This window comes from Nitrosomonas sp. (assembly GCF_022842015.1).
GTDB lineage: Bacteria > Pseudomonadota > Gammaproteobacteria > Burkholderiales > Nitrosomonadaceae > Nitrosomonas.
The window spans coordinates 1-19,031 of the sequence record NZ_JALHQJ010000029.1; the positions used below are offsets into that span (position 1 = coordinate 1).

The following is a 19,031-nucleotide window of genomic DNA, read 5'->3' on the forward strand; positions in this document are numbered from 1 at the left end:
CTTTAATACTATTAAGCCAGCCATTTCGAGCTGGCTTTTTTTATGCCTATTTCAGCTAGGAAACCTTGCTCACATGCAGGATGTGATGTGTTGGTTCATGGCGTTAGTAAATGTGATAAGCATAAGAATACAGATAGGAAGGCATATGATCATGTCCGAGGATCTTCTGCTGATAGAGGTTATGGTCATAAATGGAGGAAGGCGCGGGATTTATACCTTGGTAAAAACCAATGTTGCGTGAAGTGTGAATCATTAGGATTTGTTGAGAATGCAGTTATAGTTGATCACAAGATTCCTCCTAAACTGAAGGAAGCAAAAGACAATGGAGATCCAGATCGTATCCGTATTTCTGAGAAGTTAATGTGGGATAGAAAGAATTGGCAAGCGTTATGTAAGTCTTGCCATGACAGAAAAACAGCAACTGAAGATGGCGGTTTTGGTAGGTACCGGGGCGGTCAAAAGTCTTAGATCAACTTCTTATAGACCGTTCGCCTAATCATATTTTTGTGAGCGGGAGTTTTGAGGGGGGGGTACATCTCTCTTCTGTTAATTTAGGAAAAAATAATGGGACAAAGAGGACCTAAGCCACTGCCTGATAATGTTCATGCATTGCGTGGGAACCCAAGTAAAAAAAATTTGGGAGATATTCTTGGCGGTGTTCATCCATCTGTTGAAATTCCAAATTGTCCGCCCCATCTTGTTTCTGAAGCTAAGAAAGAGTACAAGCGGATAACCGCTGAATTGAAAGTACTCGGATTAATATCAAATATAGACCGGGGAGCGATTGCGGCATACTGCTCGGCTTGGGCTGAGATTGTTCATTGTGAATCTAAAATTTCAGAACTGAATAAAAAAGATCCTAAGGGTGAAGCTGGGTTAGTAGGAATTACACCTAATGGATATCAGCAGATGTCTGTCTGGGTGCAAATAAGGAATCGTGCCTACGAAAGAATGATGCGGTTCGCGTCCGAATTCGGCATGTCTCCCAGTTCGAGGACAAAGGCAACGCCAAGCGAAAACCAACAGTCTTTGCCTGGTTTTGAAGATCAAAATATTCCTAAAACAGGATGGAACGCGCTTTAGGTCAATACGTTGATGCCGCTCTTGAATATGCGCAAAGTGTTTTAGATGGAAAAATATTAGCATGCAAATGGGTCAAGGCGGCATGTCGACGACAGCTTGATGACCTTGACAGATATCGATCAGACGAATCATTTCCGTTCAGATGGGATGTTGCAAAAGCTGAGCATATCTGCAGATTCATAGAATTACTTCCTCATATCAAGGGGAAATGGGCAGGAGAAAGGATAACTCTTGAACCCTGGCAAATATTCATCCTCACTACCATATTTGGATGGATTAGGAAAGAAGATGGGTACCGCAGGTTTCGCTCTGTATATATCGAAGTACCAAGGAAAAACGCTAAGAGCACGCTAACCAGCGGCGTGTCACTTTACATGCTGACTGCAGACGATGAGCCTGGATCAGAAGTCTATTCATCGGCCACAACCAGGGACCAAGCCAAGATAGTTTTCGATACATCCAAAGCAATGGCTATCAGGGAGCTCGGTTTCAGACAACGATATAACGTCAGAGTGCTTGAACACAGCATTTATGAAACAATCAACGGCGGGAAATATGTTCCATTATCTGCGGAAGGGTCTACGCTAGACGGATTGAATATTCATTTTGCTAGCGTTGACGAGCTTCATGCCCATAAAACAAGGCATGTTTACGATGTAATAGAAACCGGTACCGGAGCTCGAAGCCAGCCAATCGTTTGGAGCATCACCACAGCGGGAGATGACACAGGTGGGATATGCTACGAACAACGAACTTATGTGACAAATATTCTTAATGAAACATTAAGGATGCATGGTGGATTAGGTTATCCGGTAAAAGGAAACTCAGCACAGGACGAAACATATTTCGGAATCATATACACCATTGATGACGGGGATTCCTGGAAAGATCAATCAGTCTGGAGTAAAGCTAACCCAAACCTAGATGTATCAGTCTATCGTGATGATGTGGCAAGGCTGGCAGATAAGGCAACCAAGTTATCTTCAGCGCGTAATAACTTCTTAACCAAACGCATGAACGTCTGGGTTACTTCTGCTGAAGCCTGGATGGATATGTTGAAATGGGAATCTTGCTGTGATTCATCGTTAGATATAGCAGATTTCCAAGGCGAGCAATGCTGGATCGGAATGGACCTTGCTGAGAAGGAGGACTTTGCTGCAACGGTTAAAGTATTTTGGCGGGATGGGAATCTATATGCATTCCCATATCTGTACTTAAATGACTCGACCATTGAAGGATCAGACAATAGCCAATACATAGGTTGGCGCAATGATGGTTATATCATCAGCAATGATGGCGATGTAACCGACTTTGATCAGATAAGAGATGATTTTATTGAATCATCAAAATTATATGATCTTTGCGAGATCCCATTTGATCCTGCGTTTTCTAGGTATTTTGCGACAAAATTGATCAATGATTACTCCCTGCCGTTAGTGGAGATAAGACAGAACGGTCTTTTGTTTACCTCAGCTGTCACAGAATTAGAAAATCTTGTACTGGAAAGAAAGCTAGTTGTTGCATACAACCCTGCATTCAACTGGATGGTTGGCAATGTTGTTGTGAAAACATCGAAATTCAGTGGGTTAAAACACCCAATAAAAGATAAAGAATCCCAAAAAATTGACGGTCCGGTTGCGTTATTGATTGCCTTGTCCAGGGCGATGACCGGAGAGCGCAATCAAAAAATCATTGAACAAGGATACGTTTCGTTGTGAAAATCGCTGAAATTGACACACCATCGTCCAACAAAGGCAGCGTTATCCTCGCTAAGTTTATGGCCGATCGGGAAGCAGAGCGGAACAACAGACTTGTTTCTGTGAAGAATGCTACGACAGATTCCGTGTTGGTGAAGAGCGGTGACCCGCAGGTCATAGAATTATTTGGCGGGACACAAGCATCATCTGGATACGCTGTTAATGAAACAACAGCAGGCAGAGTTTCCGCCGTGGCAGCATGCGTACAACTAATTGGCGGAACAATTGCCAGCTTGCCATTGCCGATTTATGAAGAAACTTCTGTCGGCAGAAAAAAGATAAAGCCAAGACTTCATAAACTGCTGAATCTTGAACCATGCAGGGCATGGACCGCAGCAGCAATGACTGAACGTTGGATTCGTTCAATTGCATTTCGTGGTGACGCCTTCTCGGAAATCATCCGTGATCGATCCGGAGAACCGCTGAGAATCATTCCACGTCATCCAGACAGGATCCGCGTCACGGTAACCGACGATGGCGACATTAGTTACGCTTACCAACCCAAGAATGGGAATGCCTATGGCATCCATTCAGATGACATGCTGCATATTCCTGGCTTCGGATATGACGGAGAAACAGGGCGCGGGATGTCAGTTATCAAACACGCAGCACAACAATCGATAGGAATTGCCCTGGCCGCAGATGATTTTAGTGGTCAATTCTTCCGCAATTCCGGTATGCAAAAGCACTTGATCACATCAGATTCAAAGATGGAAGCTGATCTGATCGAGAAATTGCGCAATGAATATGTCAAGAAATATGGTGGCGGAAACAACGTTGGCCTGCCAATGATCTTGACAGAAGGATTGAGTCTGAAGGAAATCAGTCTGTCATCAGCAGATGCTGAATTGTTGGATAGCCGGAAATATCAAGTAATTGACATCGCGCGTGCGTTTGGTGTGCCGCCGGTCATGATCGGGGCGAACGAAACGACAACCAGTTGGGGCAGCGGGATTGAACAATTGACGCTTGGATTCATCAAGTTCCTGTTGAAATTCTACCTGATAAAAATTGAACAGGAACTCAACCGAAAGTTTTATCCCAATCAAGATAAGTTTGTTGAATATAACTTGAAAGGTTTATTGGGCGGTGACTCTGAAGCAGAAGCAAAATCACTTCGTGAAGCACTCGGAGGATCTCAAGGCCCAGGCTACATGACGTTGAATGAAGTCAGACGGATAAACAATCTTCCTGAAGTAAGCGCTGAACAGGGTGGTGAAAAGATCTATGAACCAAAGGGAAATACCAATGAAAGCACAAAGAAAGCTGATGCAGCTGCTGCAAACCAACAATCGAGAAACCGCAAAGGCACTGCGGGTAGAGAATCAGACTGACTCTTCTACCATCTTCCTGTACGGCGTTATTGATCAATACTTTGGTGTATCTGCCGAAGACCTGGCAAAAGAGCTTGATACCCTGCGCGGTACCGCAGTAACGTTGAGGATAAATTCACCTGGTGGTGATGTATTCGATGGCCGCGCCATGTATGCAGCCATCCGGCAACACGGTAACGTAACCGCTCAAATTGACGGACTAGCAGCCAGCGCAGCCACTTATGTGGCAATGGCCGCCAAATCCATCAGCATGGTTGACGGTGGATTCATGATGATTCACAACGCATGGACTCTTGCATTTGGTAACAAGAATGATTTTATCGAACTGGCGGATCTGCTGGATAAATTCGACGAATCAATTCTTAATGATTACATCAAGAAAACTGGAAAATCAAAAGCAGAACTGGCTGCTATGATGGATGCCGAGACCTGGATGAGCGCTCAGGAAGCCAAGGATATGGGATTCATAGACTCAATCTTTGATGGCGATATATCAGCACCGGATCAATCAGCCAGCAATGCATGGGATTTGTCGGCATTCGACAATACACCCAAAGCTCTGACAGAACCAAAGCAAGAGCCACAGAATGAAATCTGGATGCGTAAGCGTGCCCTTGCAGAAAAACGTCTCAGGATATTGACCGCCTGCAGTAATTAATTTTCTATTTAGTTTTTGTGTCAATCACCCGCGCGAGCGGGTTTTTTATTTTCTATAGGAGAAAAACCCATGAATCACGGAAGCATTCAAGCCTTGCGCGAGGCAAGAAATGAGATTTCTAAAAAAGCCAACAATCTTCTGGCCGAAAAAGGCGATAAATTGTGGAGCCCTGAAGATCAACAAACCTTCGATGGTTTCGCGGATGAAATGGAACGCATGGATAAACAAATTTCCAGCGTACAAAAGATGTTGGATACACAAGCAGAGCAAAGTTTCTCAAATGCTCCCTTGCTGGATGATAACAAAGTCAAAAACGAAAGCCGCAAGTTATATGCCAAGGTACTGGCACAAGGGGTGCACTCGTTGACGGCGGAAGAGCGTCTCAAAATCCAGAACACAATGAGCACCACCACAACCACCGAAGGCGGCTATACCGTCCAAAGTGAAGTTGCGAGCGAACTGATCAGTGCAGTGAAGGATTATTCAGGCATTCGCATGGTAGCTGGCAGCATCCAAACCGGCAATGGCAATCCGTTATCATACCCAACCAGCGATGGAACTGCGGAAGAGGGCGAATGGATTGGTGAAAACACAACCGCAACCGATCTGGATATTAGCTTCGGCACTGTTGCATTGAATGTATTCAAGGCCAGCAGTAAAGTCATTACGGTCCCTTTTGAGCTGCTGCAAGACAGCCAGGTTGATATCGTTGGGTTGGTTAATCAGCGCTTTGCCGATCGCATTGGCAGAACTATGAACAAAGGTTTCACTATTGGAACCAACAGTGGTCAGCCCAATGGCTGCGTGACAGCAGCATCCGTTGGTAAAACTGGCACCACCGGCCAGACTTTGACAGTAATTTATGATGACCTGGTTGATCTGATTGATTCTATTGATGTGGGATATGATGACGGCAGTCTGAAATTCATGTTTAGCCAGACCACTCGCAAGGTTTTACGCAAGATCAAAGATACCGCTGGCCGTCCGATTTGGACACCGTCATATGATGCTGGCATCTCCAACCGCTCTCCCGACCAGCTGCTAGGATACGACACGCAACTGAATAACCACATGCCGGTACCTGCGGCAAGTGCAAAATCAATTGCATTCGGACAATTCAAGAAGTATGTGATCCGAGATGTAATGCAACTCACCTTGTTCCGCTTTGACGACAGCGCTTTTGCCAAAAAAGGTCAAGTTGGATTCCTGGCATGGATGCGTGCCGGTGGAAACCTGACCGACACCGCAGCTCTGAAACTCTATCAGCACAGCGCCTCTTAATCATTGAGTCATTAGTTATGACCGCATACCTGTCGCAGGGTGTGCGGTCATTTGTTTTCAATATTCTGATAATGGAGTGACTGCAAATGGCAAAGAAGAAAACACAGCAAGCCAGAGTTCTGGCAGGTTTTGAACTGGATGGCGTGCAATATAACCCAGATGACGTGATTGAGGCCAGTCCAAAAATGATCGAACAATTAGCGTCGTCCGTTGATGCGCATCCTTCAGCAGTGGAACACTGCCTGGGTTTAAAGAGTCCTGTGATCAAGAAACACGAAGCAAAGATCGATGAGATTAAAGATCCAGATTCAGATCCAGATAAGAATCCTGATCCGGATCAGAACGAAGATATGAATGAAGATCAAGATGAAAATAAAAATCCGGACGTAGAATAATCAACCATGCCAGAAAAATTGATCACAGGGCCAGTATCCGAGCCAATCACTCTAGCTGAAGCCAAAGCTCAGGTGCGAGTCACCACGGATGCTGAAGCCGGTCTTATCAGTGGATTGATTTCTTCTGCGCGTGATTTATGCGAACGGGAGACGGGCAGGGCGTTGATGCCTCAGACGTGGGAATTGTCTTTGGATAATTTCTCAAATCAGATGTGTCTTGGCCGTGCGCCTGTTACCAGCATCACCAGTATCAAATATACCGATGCAGACGGCGCAGAGCAGACTCTGCCAAGCACAGAATATGTGTTGGATAACGGAAGCGATTCAATGGCACGCGTAGTGATCGCACCGAACAAATCGTGGCCTGCCGTGTATGGCGGGGTTAATAATGTCCGAATCCGCTACGTTGCCGGGTACGCCAATGCGATGGCGGTACCTCACGCGCTGAAGCAATGGATGAAATTGCAGATTAGTTACGGATTCAAGAATCGGGAATCTGTCAGCATGGATGGCGCTGGCGTCAAAGCGCCATTCGTTGACAATCTTATTAACGCCTATCGTATTTACAACCTATAACCATGCCAACACCCGGCGCAGGACAGCTTAATCAGCAAATAACCATCCAGCAACGCACCCAGACCAAGGATGCAGAAGGCGGCATGGTAGACACGTGGACAGATTATTTCCCAGCAATATTAATCTGGGCAAAGAAGAACAATCTGTCTGGGAATGAGAGATCGGCCACCAGTAAGGGTGGCCAAACACTGGATGCCAGAACGGAATTCACGATTTATTACCTGGCTGGCGTCAGCAATGAAATGCGCGTTGTGCACAACGGAAAATTTTACAACATCCGCCATGTGAATAATTACATGGAGCGGGACGAGTACCTGATTATCACGTGCGATACTGGGGGAAATCATGGCCGGTAATGCACAGATTCTTGGTATTGGTGAGCTTGCCAAACAATTTCAGAAATTACGTGACGACATAAAGATAAAGACATCCCGCAGAATGGTTGCATCTGCAGGCGGCGTGTTGCGCAGGGAAGCCAGGGCAATCGCACAGGGTCATGGCCTTAAAAAATCCGGCGCTCTCATTCGCAACATTGCGATCAAGCGCGAGCGAAATACACCTGCAGGCACTGAACAATATAACCTGGGTGTGCGTCATGGTCGTGATTTGGGGAATGGCAAGAAGGTTGTCAAATATCTTGCAGTAAACAAACAATCAGGGCGCGTGGTCACGAGGCGCGAGAATGATCCGTTCTACTGGAAATTCCTGGAATTCGATACTAAACATAGAAATGCCACGCCATTCATTCAAGCCGCACTAAATAACAAATCAAAAGAAGCAATCGCAGCAATGGAAGATCGTCTCAATAAAGACTTGGCCAAAGCAAGCAAATAATCATGACCATCGGCACCACCATCACCACAGCATTGACGGCTGTGCTGGCGAATTCCTGGGCGGTCGAACTGCCTCCGGAACCAACCTTCCCGGCCATAGTGTTTGAGATCGACAGCACACCGGAAACTGATTGGGTGTTGGGCGGTGGCTACACTCAGCACGTAATCACAGTCACCACATTCGCTTATACAAAAACGGAACTATCCACCTATAAAGCAACCATCCAGACGGCGATGGAGGCGATTGCCGGGTTTATCACTGAGGAAGAAAGTGGCGATGCTTCTTTCGAAGAGCTTCCCGGTGTTTATGCCTATTTTCAAGATTTCAGAATCAGAACGACTACATAAGGAGCAGCAATGGGAAAATTAATGCGAAACGTGGTGCTGGCCGTCAAGGAAGAAACCACATACGGAACAGACATTGTTCCAACCTCAGCGGCCAATTCAATCCTGGCTCGAGTATCTGATGTGCAGCCGGTGGTTGCGGAGTTCGTTGATCGTGACAACATCAAGCCTTATCTTGGATCGTCAGGCAAGGTTGAGGTCTCAGCACACTCTGAACTGACAGTGGAAATTGAGCTGGCAGGTGCGTCAGCTGCAGGAACTGTACCCGGCTGGGCACCGTTGTTGAAAGCATGTGGGTTTGGTGAAACCATCGTGGCATCCACAAGCGTGACATACAAGCCAGTATCAACCGCATTCAAGTCGGTGTCTATTTACTACTTCCTGGATGGATTGCTGCACAAAATGATTGGCTGTATGGGAACGCCAACATTTACGCTTAATGCTCGCGGGATTCCGATGATCAGCATCAAACTGACCGGATTGTATTCAGCCACGACGGACACCGCATTACCGACTGATTCAGATTACTCCGCATTCCTTGCGCCACAAGCTGTGAATAAAGTTAACACCACGGCATTCACTCTGCATGGCGTCAGCAGCGCATTCGATCAATTATCGATCGATGGCGGAAACACAGTGATATATCGCAATATGCCGACACTGGAAGATGTTCTGATCACTGACCGCAAAGTCAGCGGCAGCATATCAATCCAGATGTCATCAGTTGCAATCAAGGCATGGCACGATACTGTGCGTGACGGCACCATCGCGGCGCTTTCAATGTCGCACGGTAGCGGCGCAGGTAAAACCTTTACCATCAGCGCACCTAAAGCACAATTGGTCAATCCGCAATATCAGGATAAAGACGGCGTGGTCATGCTTAACCTGGGCCTCGATTTACAACCAGACGCTGGCAATGATGAATTGTCGATTGCGATTACATAGACTAACTGTATCGCATCAGATATTTGGCATTGATTCATATAAAACGAGGATTTAGAGATGGCATTAAAAATCGCAAAGAAACCGACATTCTCGGCAACTGCAGAAGTCTTCACTCCAAATGACCGTTGTGGTCATGATCGGTCAACACTGACGGTCAAGTTCTTGCGCACGACACGAGAAGAACTGGATGAATTGAGAAAAATTCCCCAGGTCGATGTGCTGAGACAAAAGCTGACTGGATGGGATGATTTCCAGGACGAAGAAGGTAACAACCTGGAATTCAATCCTGATAATCTTGAGATTCTGTTGAATATCCCGGAAGCATTGTACGGACTCTCTTTGGCATTCTGGGATTCTGTTGTAAAGGCTAAGGGCCGCGAAAAAAACTAGAAGCGGTTGCCCGTTATTGGGCGGGTGACCACAAACAACCAATCGGCATAGATCAGGATGTCATCGATGGCCTGACTGCCGCAAACGCTCCGGCAGAAGTTATTGAAGCCGCCAGGCGTAACTTCGGCATGGATGGTGCGGATGACTGCGAAGTTTGGGAAGAAAACTGGGAATCAGTCACGCTATTTTTGGCAATGAACACGCAATGGATCATTTCTGCGGATGTCGGCTATGTCGGCATCAATTACGTTGCGCTTGAATCTTCCATGAAAATGTCCGGCACCAAAAAGAAAAAACGAGCTGTGATATTTGATGATGTACGTCTGATGGAATCAATCGCGCTCGAAGTTCTGAGGGATAGAAAATAATGTCAGCACTTGGAAGTCTAGTTGTCAAACTTGCGCTCGAGCATGCTGAATATACGCAAGGTCTGGATAAATCCAGCCAGGAAGCACTTAAATTCGGTAAAAACATACAAGGCAGCTTTGATAAAGCCGGAAGGTCTGCAAAAGAATTCTTCTCAGGTATCGCCGCAGGCGCTGTTGCTGGTATTGCTTCTATTGTTGGCATCAATGCAGCGGTTTCCAAGACACGGGATTCAATCAATATTCTTGCCAGCATAAACGACGCTGCAGAAAAGACCGGCTCAAGTATCGAAGATTTATCAAGAATCGAGCAGGTGTCACGTAATTACGGCGATTCTTTTGTTGAAATAGACAAAGCACTCGGCAGGATTTCTAAAGGATTGGCCGAATTCAAAGACCCAGCCAATGATGCAGTAAGGGCGCTTGATGCGATTGGTGTATCTACTCATGACAGCAATGGTGAGTTGAGAAAGGCGGCTGACGTTTACATCGATGTTGCCAGGTCGCTGCAACAATATGAAGACGGTGCGCAGAAAACGGCAGTTGCCAATGCGCTATTTGGTAAAAGCGGAACTGATCTGATTCCTGCCATGAATAACTTGGCCAGTGGCATCGATAGCGTGCGCTCGGTATCTGGCAAGACCACCTTGGCCGCTGATGACTTCAAAGATGCAATGGCCAGAACTGGCGCGATTGTAGATAGCCTGTTTTTCTCAATGGCGGGTAACCTTCTGCCAACACTCAATAATATTATTACTGCTGTGAATTCATCGGCAACTCAAATGGATGGTTTTGCAGCATCCGGCAATGTTGTGTCCACTGTGCTGAAAGGCATGGTCATTGCTGGCTACACCATTATCGACGTATTCCAGGGCGTAGGCCGAGAGATCGGTGGACGTGCCGCGCAGTTGGTGGCGCTATCAAAACTTGATTTCAAAGCTGCTGGTTTTATTGGGGATGAGATAGCAAAAGATTCTGCCAATGCCAGAGCTGAATTCGACAAGTTTATTGATACTGTATTGAATGGGGATCAGAAACTTGTTGATTCCGCCACTTCTGGCGGTATGAAAAAAACAATAGATTTTGCAATGAGGTCGTCTGAAGAAATTGCTAGCCTGAAGTCAGCTACCGATTCATCGGCTAATGCTTCTCAGAATTTCATGCAGAAGCTTGAATCAGAAGCCGCTCAGTTGGGCAAAACAAGCGTGGAAATACGCAAGATGGAAGCTGCAAAGCTGGGCTTATCTTCCGTTGCCGATCCTTTGATCGATAAGATCGAACAAGAAACCGCAGCAGCCAGAAGACTGGAAGCGCAACTAACCAGGGTCAAGAGCATCACCGAATCCGTGCAGACCGCTGATGAGCGTTTCAGTCAAACGGTTGACGAACTGAACGACTTGATGGCGATACCAAACAGCGGACTGAGTATCGAGACATACAGCCGCGCAGTCAAAAAAGCACAATCTGAGCTGGACAAGTCGATAAATGCCACCAAGGACTCTGGCAGGCAGGCTGCGAATGAATGGAGCGACATTTGGCGCAATGCTGAAAACACAGCACGGAACGCCTTTGTTCAATTTGCAGCGCACGGTAAAAGTGCTATGGAGTCAATCGGCGAGTCGATTAAATTCTTTATCTTTGATGCGCTGTACCAGCTTACAGTACGGAAGTGGATTGTTAACGTTGGCGCTGCGGTTGGATTGGGTGGCATAGGTGGATCAGGTTCTGCCCTGGCCGCTGAAGGTGGTAGCGGCATTCTCAATGCTGCAAGCCTAGGATCAAATGCACTTGGATTGTTCAAGTCTGGCTTTGGTGTAACAGGATTACTCAGTAAAGCTGGCAGCATGTTGCCGGGTTCAGCTGGCTCCTTCTTCAGCGGTATGGGCGTGACAGGAACACAGGCAGCAGCTCAAGCAGGTGCATCAGCATTGTGGGGTTCATCTGGCGCCAGTGCTGCTGCCAGCATGGGGACATCATTTGCGGCTGTAGCTGGGCCTGCTATAGCGCTGGCTGCTGTTGATGCAATTGGCAGGGTATTGGCTGGTGACAAAAAGCTTGGTGGTGCTGAGATGATTCCGGTTGTAGGTGGATTCCTGGCCGCGTTATTTGGCCGCGGGCCCTACAAATTCAGGCAGCAATCGATCCAAGGAACTGCGAGTTCTGAGGGTTTTGATGGCGACATCACAAACGTATTCAGGGCGAAAGGCGGGCTGTTCAGAAGCAATGGTCACAAATCCCAGACCGAGCAATTCACTCTTGAGCAACAGACACTATTTGATAGTGCGCTTAATGGGTTCTATGGATCAGCTCATCAGTTTGCCGAGAATCTGGGTTTAAGCACCGATCTTGTGGATAATTTTACGCAGGAAGTGCAAATCAAATCAGAGAAAGGCAAAACGGTAACCGAGGAAGCGATAAACGAAATGCTTCAGGGTATCGGCAATAGCCTCGCGCAAAATGTTTTGCCGATTGTTGATACTTTCAGGAAAGCGGGCGAGGATTCTTTTGCAACATTGACCCGGCTTAACACTGAGTTTGTGTCGTTATCTCAGGCCGCTCAAAATCTTGGCGCATCAGTTGATTATGCGAAACAATTGATCGGCAGCCTATCGATAGAAGCTCGGACGGCATTCCTTGACAATTATGGTGGAACAGAGAAATTACTATCCGATTCCGCAAGTTTTAGTCAATTATTCCTGACTGAAGCAGAGCGCATGGCTCCGGCCATCAAGTTTGTGGAAGATGGATTAACCAGCTTGGGATTTTCTGCCAATATCACCAAGGATGAATTCAAGCAACTTGTTCAGACTCTGTTGCAATCGGCTTCAGAATCCGATCAGGCCAAAGGCGTTTTGTTATTGCAGAATAATGCGCTGTTTGCTTCTGTGGCTGATTACAAAAATTCGATTCAAGAGGTGGCATCAAAGACAGAAGGTTTGACCGCAAAAACAGAAGATCTGACTGAAGCGCAGCAGGATTATATCGACTCTGTAAATAGAACAATCCGGGCAATGCAATTGGATTCCGCAGCAAATCAGATTGCTCTGATCAATCAAGAAATAGATAAGCTGATTGGATTTGCAGACTCTCTCAAGAACACGGTCGAGCAGATCAGTCCTCAGAGTTTGGATAGCGCAAGACAGCAAGTGATCGAAGCGACCCAGGCCGCGAGAGGTGGAAAAGTAACGGATATATCGGCTGCATTGGCAACACTTTCGAACCAGAGCACATCAGGATTCACTGATAGCTTTTCGTTCGCGCGCAGCAAAGCACAATCGATTGCATTGATAGATCAACTGTCTGAGGCAATATCTGGCGCCATTGAATTCAAGCAAGCATCGATTGCGGATGATCTGCGGATAGCGGCTAACAGATCAAGAATTCCTGCATTTGCATCAGGCGGACATCATCGCGGAGGATTACGCATCGTTGGCGAACGTGGACCAGAAATTGAGCGCACCGGCCCTAGTCACATCACCAGCAACAGTGATCTCAAGAAATCGATTGGTAATGATGAGTTGCTTCAGGAATTGAAAAAAATGAACAGTACGCTTGATTCTGTAACGCAGAGCGGAACAGCTCTAAGGACGAGGAACGTAGCGTGAAAGCCTTTATCCCGTTTGGAATCACTGATTCTATGGTTGTTAGCAGCACAATCAGTGAACCAGATACATCAGAGCCAGCTTACGATGTTGCTACATCCTACGCTGAATTTGCTCAAGTCAGTGTGGTGACTACTGATAGCCATCTGGTTTATGAATCATTGGTAAGCGGAAACATTGGCAATCCTGTCACTGACGCGACAAAGTGGATATTAAAAGGCAACACGAACAAATGGAGAATGTTTGATTACAACCAGGGCAATCCGAGCGTCGGGCAGTCGCCTTTTACTGTGGTGCTTCGTCCTGGTAGAAGGGTCGATTCTCTAATGCTCGACGGCCTGAAAGCGTCCTTGCTGGATATCACGGTGAGAAATGGTATTGACGGGGATATTGTATACACGCTCGATGGCTATTTGTTGTCGCGTGATGTGAATACGTTTTACGGATACTTCTTCGCGCCATTTATTTACACGAAATCTGTAGCAACGTTCCAGATACCGCCAGTTGCTGATCCGGTTATTTACCTGACATTATCCGATCAATCTGGATTGGTAGAGCTGGGAAGATTTGCTGTCGGTCAATCTATTCACATTGGACACATCCGCTGGAGCCCAATTGTAGATTCGGACAATTACAGCGAAATTGAATGGGATGCGTTTGGCAAATCAACATTGACGCCGGTACCCAGCATTCCGACCAATGAACTGAAGGTTGAAACAGACAAAGTAAGATTGAGCGCGGTTCGTCAATTTCGTGACCAGGCCAATGCCAAAGCAGTTGTGTGGTCAGGCATGGACGATGTTGTTCATCCATACCAGGAATCCTTGATTTTATTCGGCGTTTATAGAAGTTTCCAAATAGACATAAGCAACCAGGCCCTTGCTGTAATAAATCTATCACTGAAAGGCATCTAACAATGGTTACACAAGTAGCGTTATTTTCCACACCTGTTCCGAACACAAATTCACAAACTTCGGAAGAGTTCGAGGCTTCTGCAAATACGCTTGTGAGTGAGCTCAATCCAAGATTCACGCAGTTGAACGCAGCAATATCAGAGGTCAATCAAATGTCTCTGAATGCCGAGGCCGCCGCAGGTGAACTGGCCAATGCTGCTTGGGTGTCTGGCACCACGTATGCGGCAGGGGATATCAGGTACAGCCCACTGGATTTCTACAGTTATCGCAGGAAAACCAATGGCGCTGGTACAACTGACCCGAGTCTTGATCCTACAAACTGGGCACTGCAAACGCGCACAACCTATGGTGGATCTGACACGACAAGTAGTGCGGTTGATGTAAATTTAACATCATCGAGCGGAAGATTGCAGTTGATTGCCATGACTGCATCCGGGAAGAGAGTCACTTTGCCGGCTGCGAACTCATTGCAAAAAGGCGCGAATCTTTTTGTGATCAGTAATACTGGTGATTATAGGTTTGATGTCAGGAAGAATGGCGGAGTTTTTGTCTGTTACGTTGATCCAGGGAAAGTCGTTGCATTTAGCTGTGCTGATATATCCACTGCCGCTGGTGTGTGGGCAATAAGCGGCGAGCGGATTGAAACGATTTACAGTGGCAATACTGCTGAAGTATTGAATGCGGTCGATTCTCGTTATATTGCTGTGGCCATGTTGTCGGCAACGAAAGCTATCTGTGCGTTCAAGAACAATTCGACTGGTTTTATGGATGCGGTAATACTTAATTACGGTTCATCGTCTGGCACGCCGCTGCAAATATCTGCCGAAGCGGTAAGAAACATAACTATAGCGGCTCTTTCCAGCACGAAGGCTGTTGCTGTGTACCAGGTAAATTCCGGGAGCAGCGACATAAAGGGTTATGTGCTTGATGTGTCGAGCAACACAATAACGCCAGGCTTGGTCAAGACAATCGTAACTGCTGCCGGTGCATCAGGGGCTAATGGTGCTTCACTGGCAACGCTTTCATCGTCAAAATTATTGCTCGCGTACATGTACTCAGGTGCGTCAACGATCAAAGAGCGAGTGCTGGATGTGTCTGGCACGACCATCGCAGAGAATTCCGAAGTAGACGCTGACGCATCGTCATTCTTGACAACATCAACGCCATTGCTCCTTGCAAGGGCAATCAGCGCGACTAAAGCGCTCGTGACTTTCATCGGATCATCATCTCAGATGACCTTGCGTCTTCAAACAATAACCGGATCAACCCCGGCTCCATCAGGTTCCGTTCTGTCAATAATCACACCAGGAACCAGTCTTGCTGTCGCGTTTTCTGTTTGCGTGCTCAATTCCAATAGAGCTGTTGTTTTTAGATCCGTAGATCGCAAATATGGCGCCATTGTTGCCTATCTGATCGACATATCAGGCACAACGCCTGTGCTGATTGCGAGCAAGAATATAGCTTTAGATTTCAAGGAAGACGCTGTCCAGGTTCTGGCCACCAAGCTGGATTCAGGCAGAATTTATATGACATGGCCAGGCGGTTACAGTCTTGGCGCTGATGCTGTGGTAATGAAAATAACGAGTGACGATCGCATATTGATCCGCTCTGTATCTGAAAGGCTCGAGCCAGGCATTACCGCAGCGTTCGGATATGTGGCGTGTGAGTCATTAAGTTCATCAAGTGTCATGCAGGTTTGCAGAAACGCATCCACTTTCCTGAGCGCGAAAACGGTAGAGATCGGATAAACAAAACATCAAGCAGCATCCACATGGCCGCCATTGAGCGGCTTTTTTATTTTTAAAATCCAGTGAGGTAATCAATGGCCACTCTTATATCCAACATCATCAGCAAAGTACGCGAAGCGGGATTTGTCCGCTTTTTGAACGGGGAATTGGTTGATCAACACAACAACTCCATTCTGGTTGATGTTGGCGAAAGTGGGTTAGTGCCATATGTTGCTTATGCATCCGGGCCAAACGGAGAAGGTTTCACAATGACGAGCTCGACTGAGCTCGAATACATTGCGTTTAAGTCAGCCGCTTCTGATGCGGTGCTGACTGTTTCGGATTTTGCTGGATTGTGGTTTCACAGAAAGGGATTGCCCGGTGCCAGCATTCCTGGACAGAATGGCGTGGATGGAAGGAATGGTGGTTCACCGATAGTTTTTGGAGGTGACACATCAGCAACCAGGCCTGGCGAGGGCGTCGTCAAATTCAATAACGCAAACCCGGCATTGGCCACGGCAATGTACATCGATGCATTCTCTCCTTCAGGTACCGATATAAGCGGACTGCTTTCAACAATACCGAGCGGTGCTAAGTTCATTCTTTCTATCGATTCGCCGACAGAGACGACGATGGCTGTTTTCCAGTTCAATGGTGCACCAGTTGATAATACCGACTGGTTCACGGTAGCAGTTACGAACATTTCCGCTTCTTCAACATCATTTGTTGATGGTGACACCTGCACGTTCGAGATCATGGGATTCACTAATTTCTCGATTGACCCGGTAACAGATCGGTTCATGGTTGATGGTGTTGATAAATCTGGCACCACATCAGTCGCCACTTTCTCTGCTCTTCCAGACCCAACGACTGTTCCTCTGAATGTTTATTACGTCACCGCACAGGATTGTTTCGTCTATGCACGCGGTTCGGAATGGTGGCCGGTTAACCGCAGGGCCATTGTCTACAGATCTGGCAATCCAACCACTGTCCTCGCGCCGGCGACAGCAGCAACTGCAATAGCAGACAATGGATCGGGCAAGGTTCGAATTACTGCTGCGGGTCATGGATTAACTTCAAGCCAGAATAACGGCAAGATCTACATATCCGGCGGGGGCACATGGACGCCTGGATTGTACAGATTTACCTATGTGGGTTCTGGTAATTACGATTTTCAAGACGTTACTTATGGCGCTGGTCTTGGAGTTCCCACGGTTTCTAAAGGAAATGCGACCGATGAGATTATTGTGCAAACAATACACATCCCGCCGCTCACGACGCAATCGTCCATAGAATTATTGATAGCCAGTCTGAATAGCGACAGCACAGAAACCAAGCGCACGATAATTGATTGGGAGGGTGTCCGGTTTTATAACCGCAATGACAACGGCGCCGGTAATGACGCATCATTCCACGGCCCAACCATCATTAACCTGAATAGCAACACGTCACGGTCATGTACCCTTGGCCTGGCGTTCGTTGGTGGTAAATCAACTAGCGGATCAATACCTGTGACAGGCAATTTTTCTACGGCGACTGGCACGACGATGGTATTAAAAGCGCTGCTGGGGAATTCAACCACGCCAATTGGGACAGAATCAATAACCTATAACGACATCAGAGCGGTTTGGGAGTCTTGATATGAACCCATTCGCGCAATCTTATGTAAAGCTGCCCACATCTATCGCGGCGCAGCCGTTGAAATGGCATCCAGGCCATGCGATCTGGATGGCTCCTGGGATGTGGTCGAGCACACAAAGCAGGAACCAGCTTTTTAATGTCGACATCCCTGCGATCGTTGCCGCTGGTGCACCAGCTCCGCATATTCAAATCGAGGTACAGTGGAATGACTTACAGATCGGCCCGGGCGTGTATAACTGGGATGTGATTGACAATAAAGCAGCGATTGCCATTGCCGCTGGTTGTAAGGTCATGATCAAGGTCATTTGCCGCACATACGGGGGGTTCAGCCCTTCAGTGCCGACGTACATGGCATCTGCTGCGGGGACTGATTATTCTGATGCAGTGGGAGGCACGGGCGAATCACAGAACGGAGAATACAGGGGCGCATTCACAACCAATGCATCCACTGGCGCCATAACAGCAAAACAATTCCAAGCAAAACTTTGGATTGATAAAGTGGCCGACGAATATCGTGACATGCTGATCGCGGTTGGACTTCGGTACGACCCTAACCCGAATTTTGTTGGCGTGATCATAAATGAGACATCCCAGTTAGCTGGCGTGAGCACTGGAATGACGCCTGTCGATCCTAAAACAGATGCGACTCTGGTTAATAATTTCTTCCGCAAATGGCTTAACGCAATCATTGCGGCCAAACCCTATTTCCAGACAACGCCATTAACCTGGATGACAAATTTCCCGGCTGCCGGGATTCTCAGTATTTTTGATCAGGCAGAATTTAACCCAACGGTGCAGTCGGAAATGCTGAAATACGGCATCGGCGGACATGAGCAGGATTTCTACAGGAGATCAGGAATTGTTGGTCAGACTCTGAATATCAGCTATGACGCATTTGACACGATGGTTGGCATCACACCTAGATTTTGCAATATGTCCAACGGTGGATCGTTGTTTTCCAGCAATGGCGATAAGCAGAATCCAACGCCTCCTGCGACGGCTTCACAATTAGCTCAAGAAGCGCGTGCGCGCGGTGTGAATATTATTCTATGGCACGTTGTAGCAACCGTTTCAGGAACTGGCGGTGCCACATGGCGGGATAGGATATTACCACTTCTTTTAGCAAACAGGACATCCGAGCGGCCAGTGGATACTTTCCCGTCTTTTTATTTGTAGCGCAGCGAT

General features: G+C 47.0%; 19 protein-coding genes. All 19 read left to right on the plus strand.

The features are described 5' to 3' along the window. Window positions 1-87 precede the first annotated feature (87 nt). Entirely contained in the window at window positions 88-468 is a 381-nt protein-coding gene (locus Q0C11_RS07050; RefSeq protein WP_293006856.1) for an HNH endonuclease signature motif containing protein, read from the plus strand. A gap of 96 nt (window positions 469-564) precedes the next feature. Beyond that, window positions 565-1,083 carry a phage terminase small subunit P27 family gene (locus tag Q0C11_RS07055; protein WP_293006857.1) on the plus strand — a complete coding sequence of 173 codons (519 nt, stop codon included), beginning with the start codon at window positions 565-567 and terminating at the stop codon, window positions 1,081-1,083. Then, window positions 1,068-2,801 carry a terminase TerL endonuclease subunit gene (locus Q0C11_RS07060; RefSeq protein ID WP_293006858.1) on the plus strand — a complete coding sequence of 578 codons (1,734 nt, stop codon included), beginning with the start codon at window positions 1,068-1,070 and terminating at the stop codon, window positions 2,799-2,801. Before Q0C11_RS07055 ends, Q0C11_RS07060 begins: the two co-directional genes overlap by 16 nt. Beyond that, window positions 2,798-4,174: a phage portal protein gene (locus Q0C11_RS07065; RefSeq protein ID WP_293006859.1), complete on the plus strand. Its 1,377-nt coding sequence runs from the start codon at window positions 2,798-2,800 to the stop codon at window positions 4,172-4,174. The genes Q0C11_RS07060 and Q0C11_RS07065 overlap by 4 nt, the downstream gene beginning before the upstream one ends. Continuing rightward, complete coding sequence (locus Q0C11_RS07070; RefSeq protein WP_293006860.1) at window positions 4,089-4,832, plus strand: head maturation protease, ClpP-related; 744 nt, start codon at window positions 4,089-4,091, stop codon at window positions 4,830-4,832. Before Q0C11_RS07065 ends, Q0C11_RS07070 begins: the two co-directional genes overlap by 86 nt. Window positions 4,833-4,901: 69 nt before the next feature. Further along, on the plus strand, window positions 4,902-6,113 hold the full coding sequence (locus tag Q0C11_RS07075) for a phage major capsid protein (RefSeq protein WP_293006861.1): 1,212 nt from the start codon (window positions 4,902-4,904) through the stop codon (window positions 6,111-6,113). An 86-nt stretch (window positions 6,114-6,199) separates the two neighbouring features. Next, a complete protein-coding gene (locus tag Q0C11_RS07080) occupies window positions 6,200-6,508 on the plus strand; it encodes a hypothetical protein (RefSeq protein WP_293006862.1) in 309 nt (102 codons plus the stop codon). Window positions 6,509-6,514: 6 nt separating this feature from the next. After that, window positions 6,515-7,084, plus strand: coding sequence for a phage head-tail connector protein (locus tag Q0C11_RS07085; RefSeq protein ID WP_293006863.1), 570 nt, complete (start codon window positions 6,515-6,517; stop codon window positions 7,082-7,084). A gap of 2 nt (window positions 7,085-7,086) precedes the next feature. Next, complete coding sequence (locus Q0C11_RS07090; RefSeq protein ID WP_293006864.1) at window positions 7,087-7,440, plus strand: phage head closure protein; 354 nt, start codon at window positions 7,087-7,089, stop codon at window positions 7,438-7,440. Beyond that, window positions 7,430-7,918 (plus strand): HK97-gp10 family putative phage morphogenesis protein, encoded by a 489-nt coding sequence (locus Q0C11_RS07095; protein ID WP_293006865.1) that lies wholly within the window; start codon window positions 7,430-7,432, stop codon window positions 7,916-7,918. The genes Q0C11_RS07090 and Q0C11_RS07095 overlap by 11 nt, the downstream gene beginning before the upstream one ends. Window positions 7,919-7,920: 2 nt before the next feature. Beyond that, entirely contained in the window at window positions 7,921-8,265 is a 345-nt protein-coding gene (locus Q0C11_RS07100) for a hypothetical protein (protein ID WP_293006866.1), read from the plus strand. Window positions 8,266-8,274: 9 nt separating this feature from the next. Beyond that, window positions 8,275-9,207: a phage tail tube protein gene (locus Q0C11_RS07105; RefSeq protein ID WP_293006867.1), complete on the plus strand. Its 933-nt coding sequence runs from the start codon at window positions 8,275-8,277 to the stop codon at window positions 9,205-9,207. Window positions 9,208-9,264: 57 nt separating this feature from the next. Next, complete coding sequence (locus tag Q0C11_RS07110) at window positions 9,265-9,597, plus strand: hypothetical protein (RefSeq protein WP_293006868.1); 333 nt, start codon at window positions 9,265-9,267, stop codon at window positions 9,595-9,597. Window positions 9,598-9,725: 128 nt separating this feature from the next. Further along, window positions 9,726-9,965: a DUF1799 domain-containing protein gene (locus Q0C11_RS07115; RefSeq protein ID WP_293006869.1), complete on the plus strand. Its 240-nt coding sequence runs from the start codon at window positions 9,726-9,728 to the stop codon at window positions 9,963-9,965. Next, window positions 9,965-13,567 (plus strand): hypothetical protein, encoded by a 3,603-nt coding sequence (locus Q0C11_RS07120; RefSeq protein ID WP_293006870.1) that lies wholly within the window; start codon window positions 9,965-9,967, stop codon window positions 13,565-13,567. The genes Q0C11_RS07115 and Q0C11_RS07120 overlap by 1 nt, the downstream gene beginning before the upstream one ends. Then, entirely contained in the window at window positions 13,564-14,478 is a 915-nt protein-coding gene (locus Q0C11_RS07125) for a hypothetical protein (RefSeq protein WP_293006871.1), read from the plus strand. The genes Q0C11_RS07120 and Q0C11_RS07125 overlap by 4 nt, the downstream gene beginning before the upstream one ends. A gap of 2 nt (window positions 14,479-14,480) precedes the next feature. Then, window positions 14,481-16,226: a hypothetical protein gene (locus Q0C11_RS07130; protein WP_293006872.1), complete on the plus strand. Its 1,746-nt coding sequence runs from the start codon at window positions 14,481-14,483 to the stop codon at window positions 16,224-16,226. A 74-nt stretch (window positions 16,227-16,300) separates the two neighbouring features. Continuing rightward, window positions 16,301-17,845: a hypothetical protein gene (locus Q0C11_RS07135; protein WP_293006873.1), complete on the plus strand. Its 1,545-nt coding sequence runs from the start codon at window positions 16,301-16,303 to the stop codon at window positions 17,843-17,845. Between the two features lies 1 nt (window position 17,846). Then, window positions 17,847-19,022 carry a hypothetical protein gene (locus tag Q0C11_RS07140; RefSeq protein WP_293006874.1) on the plus strand — a complete coding sequence of 392 codons (1,176 nt, stop codon included), beginning with the start codon at window positions 17,847-17,849 and terminating at the stop codon, window positions 19,020-19,022. Window positions 19,023-19,031: the final 9 nt, after the last annotated feature.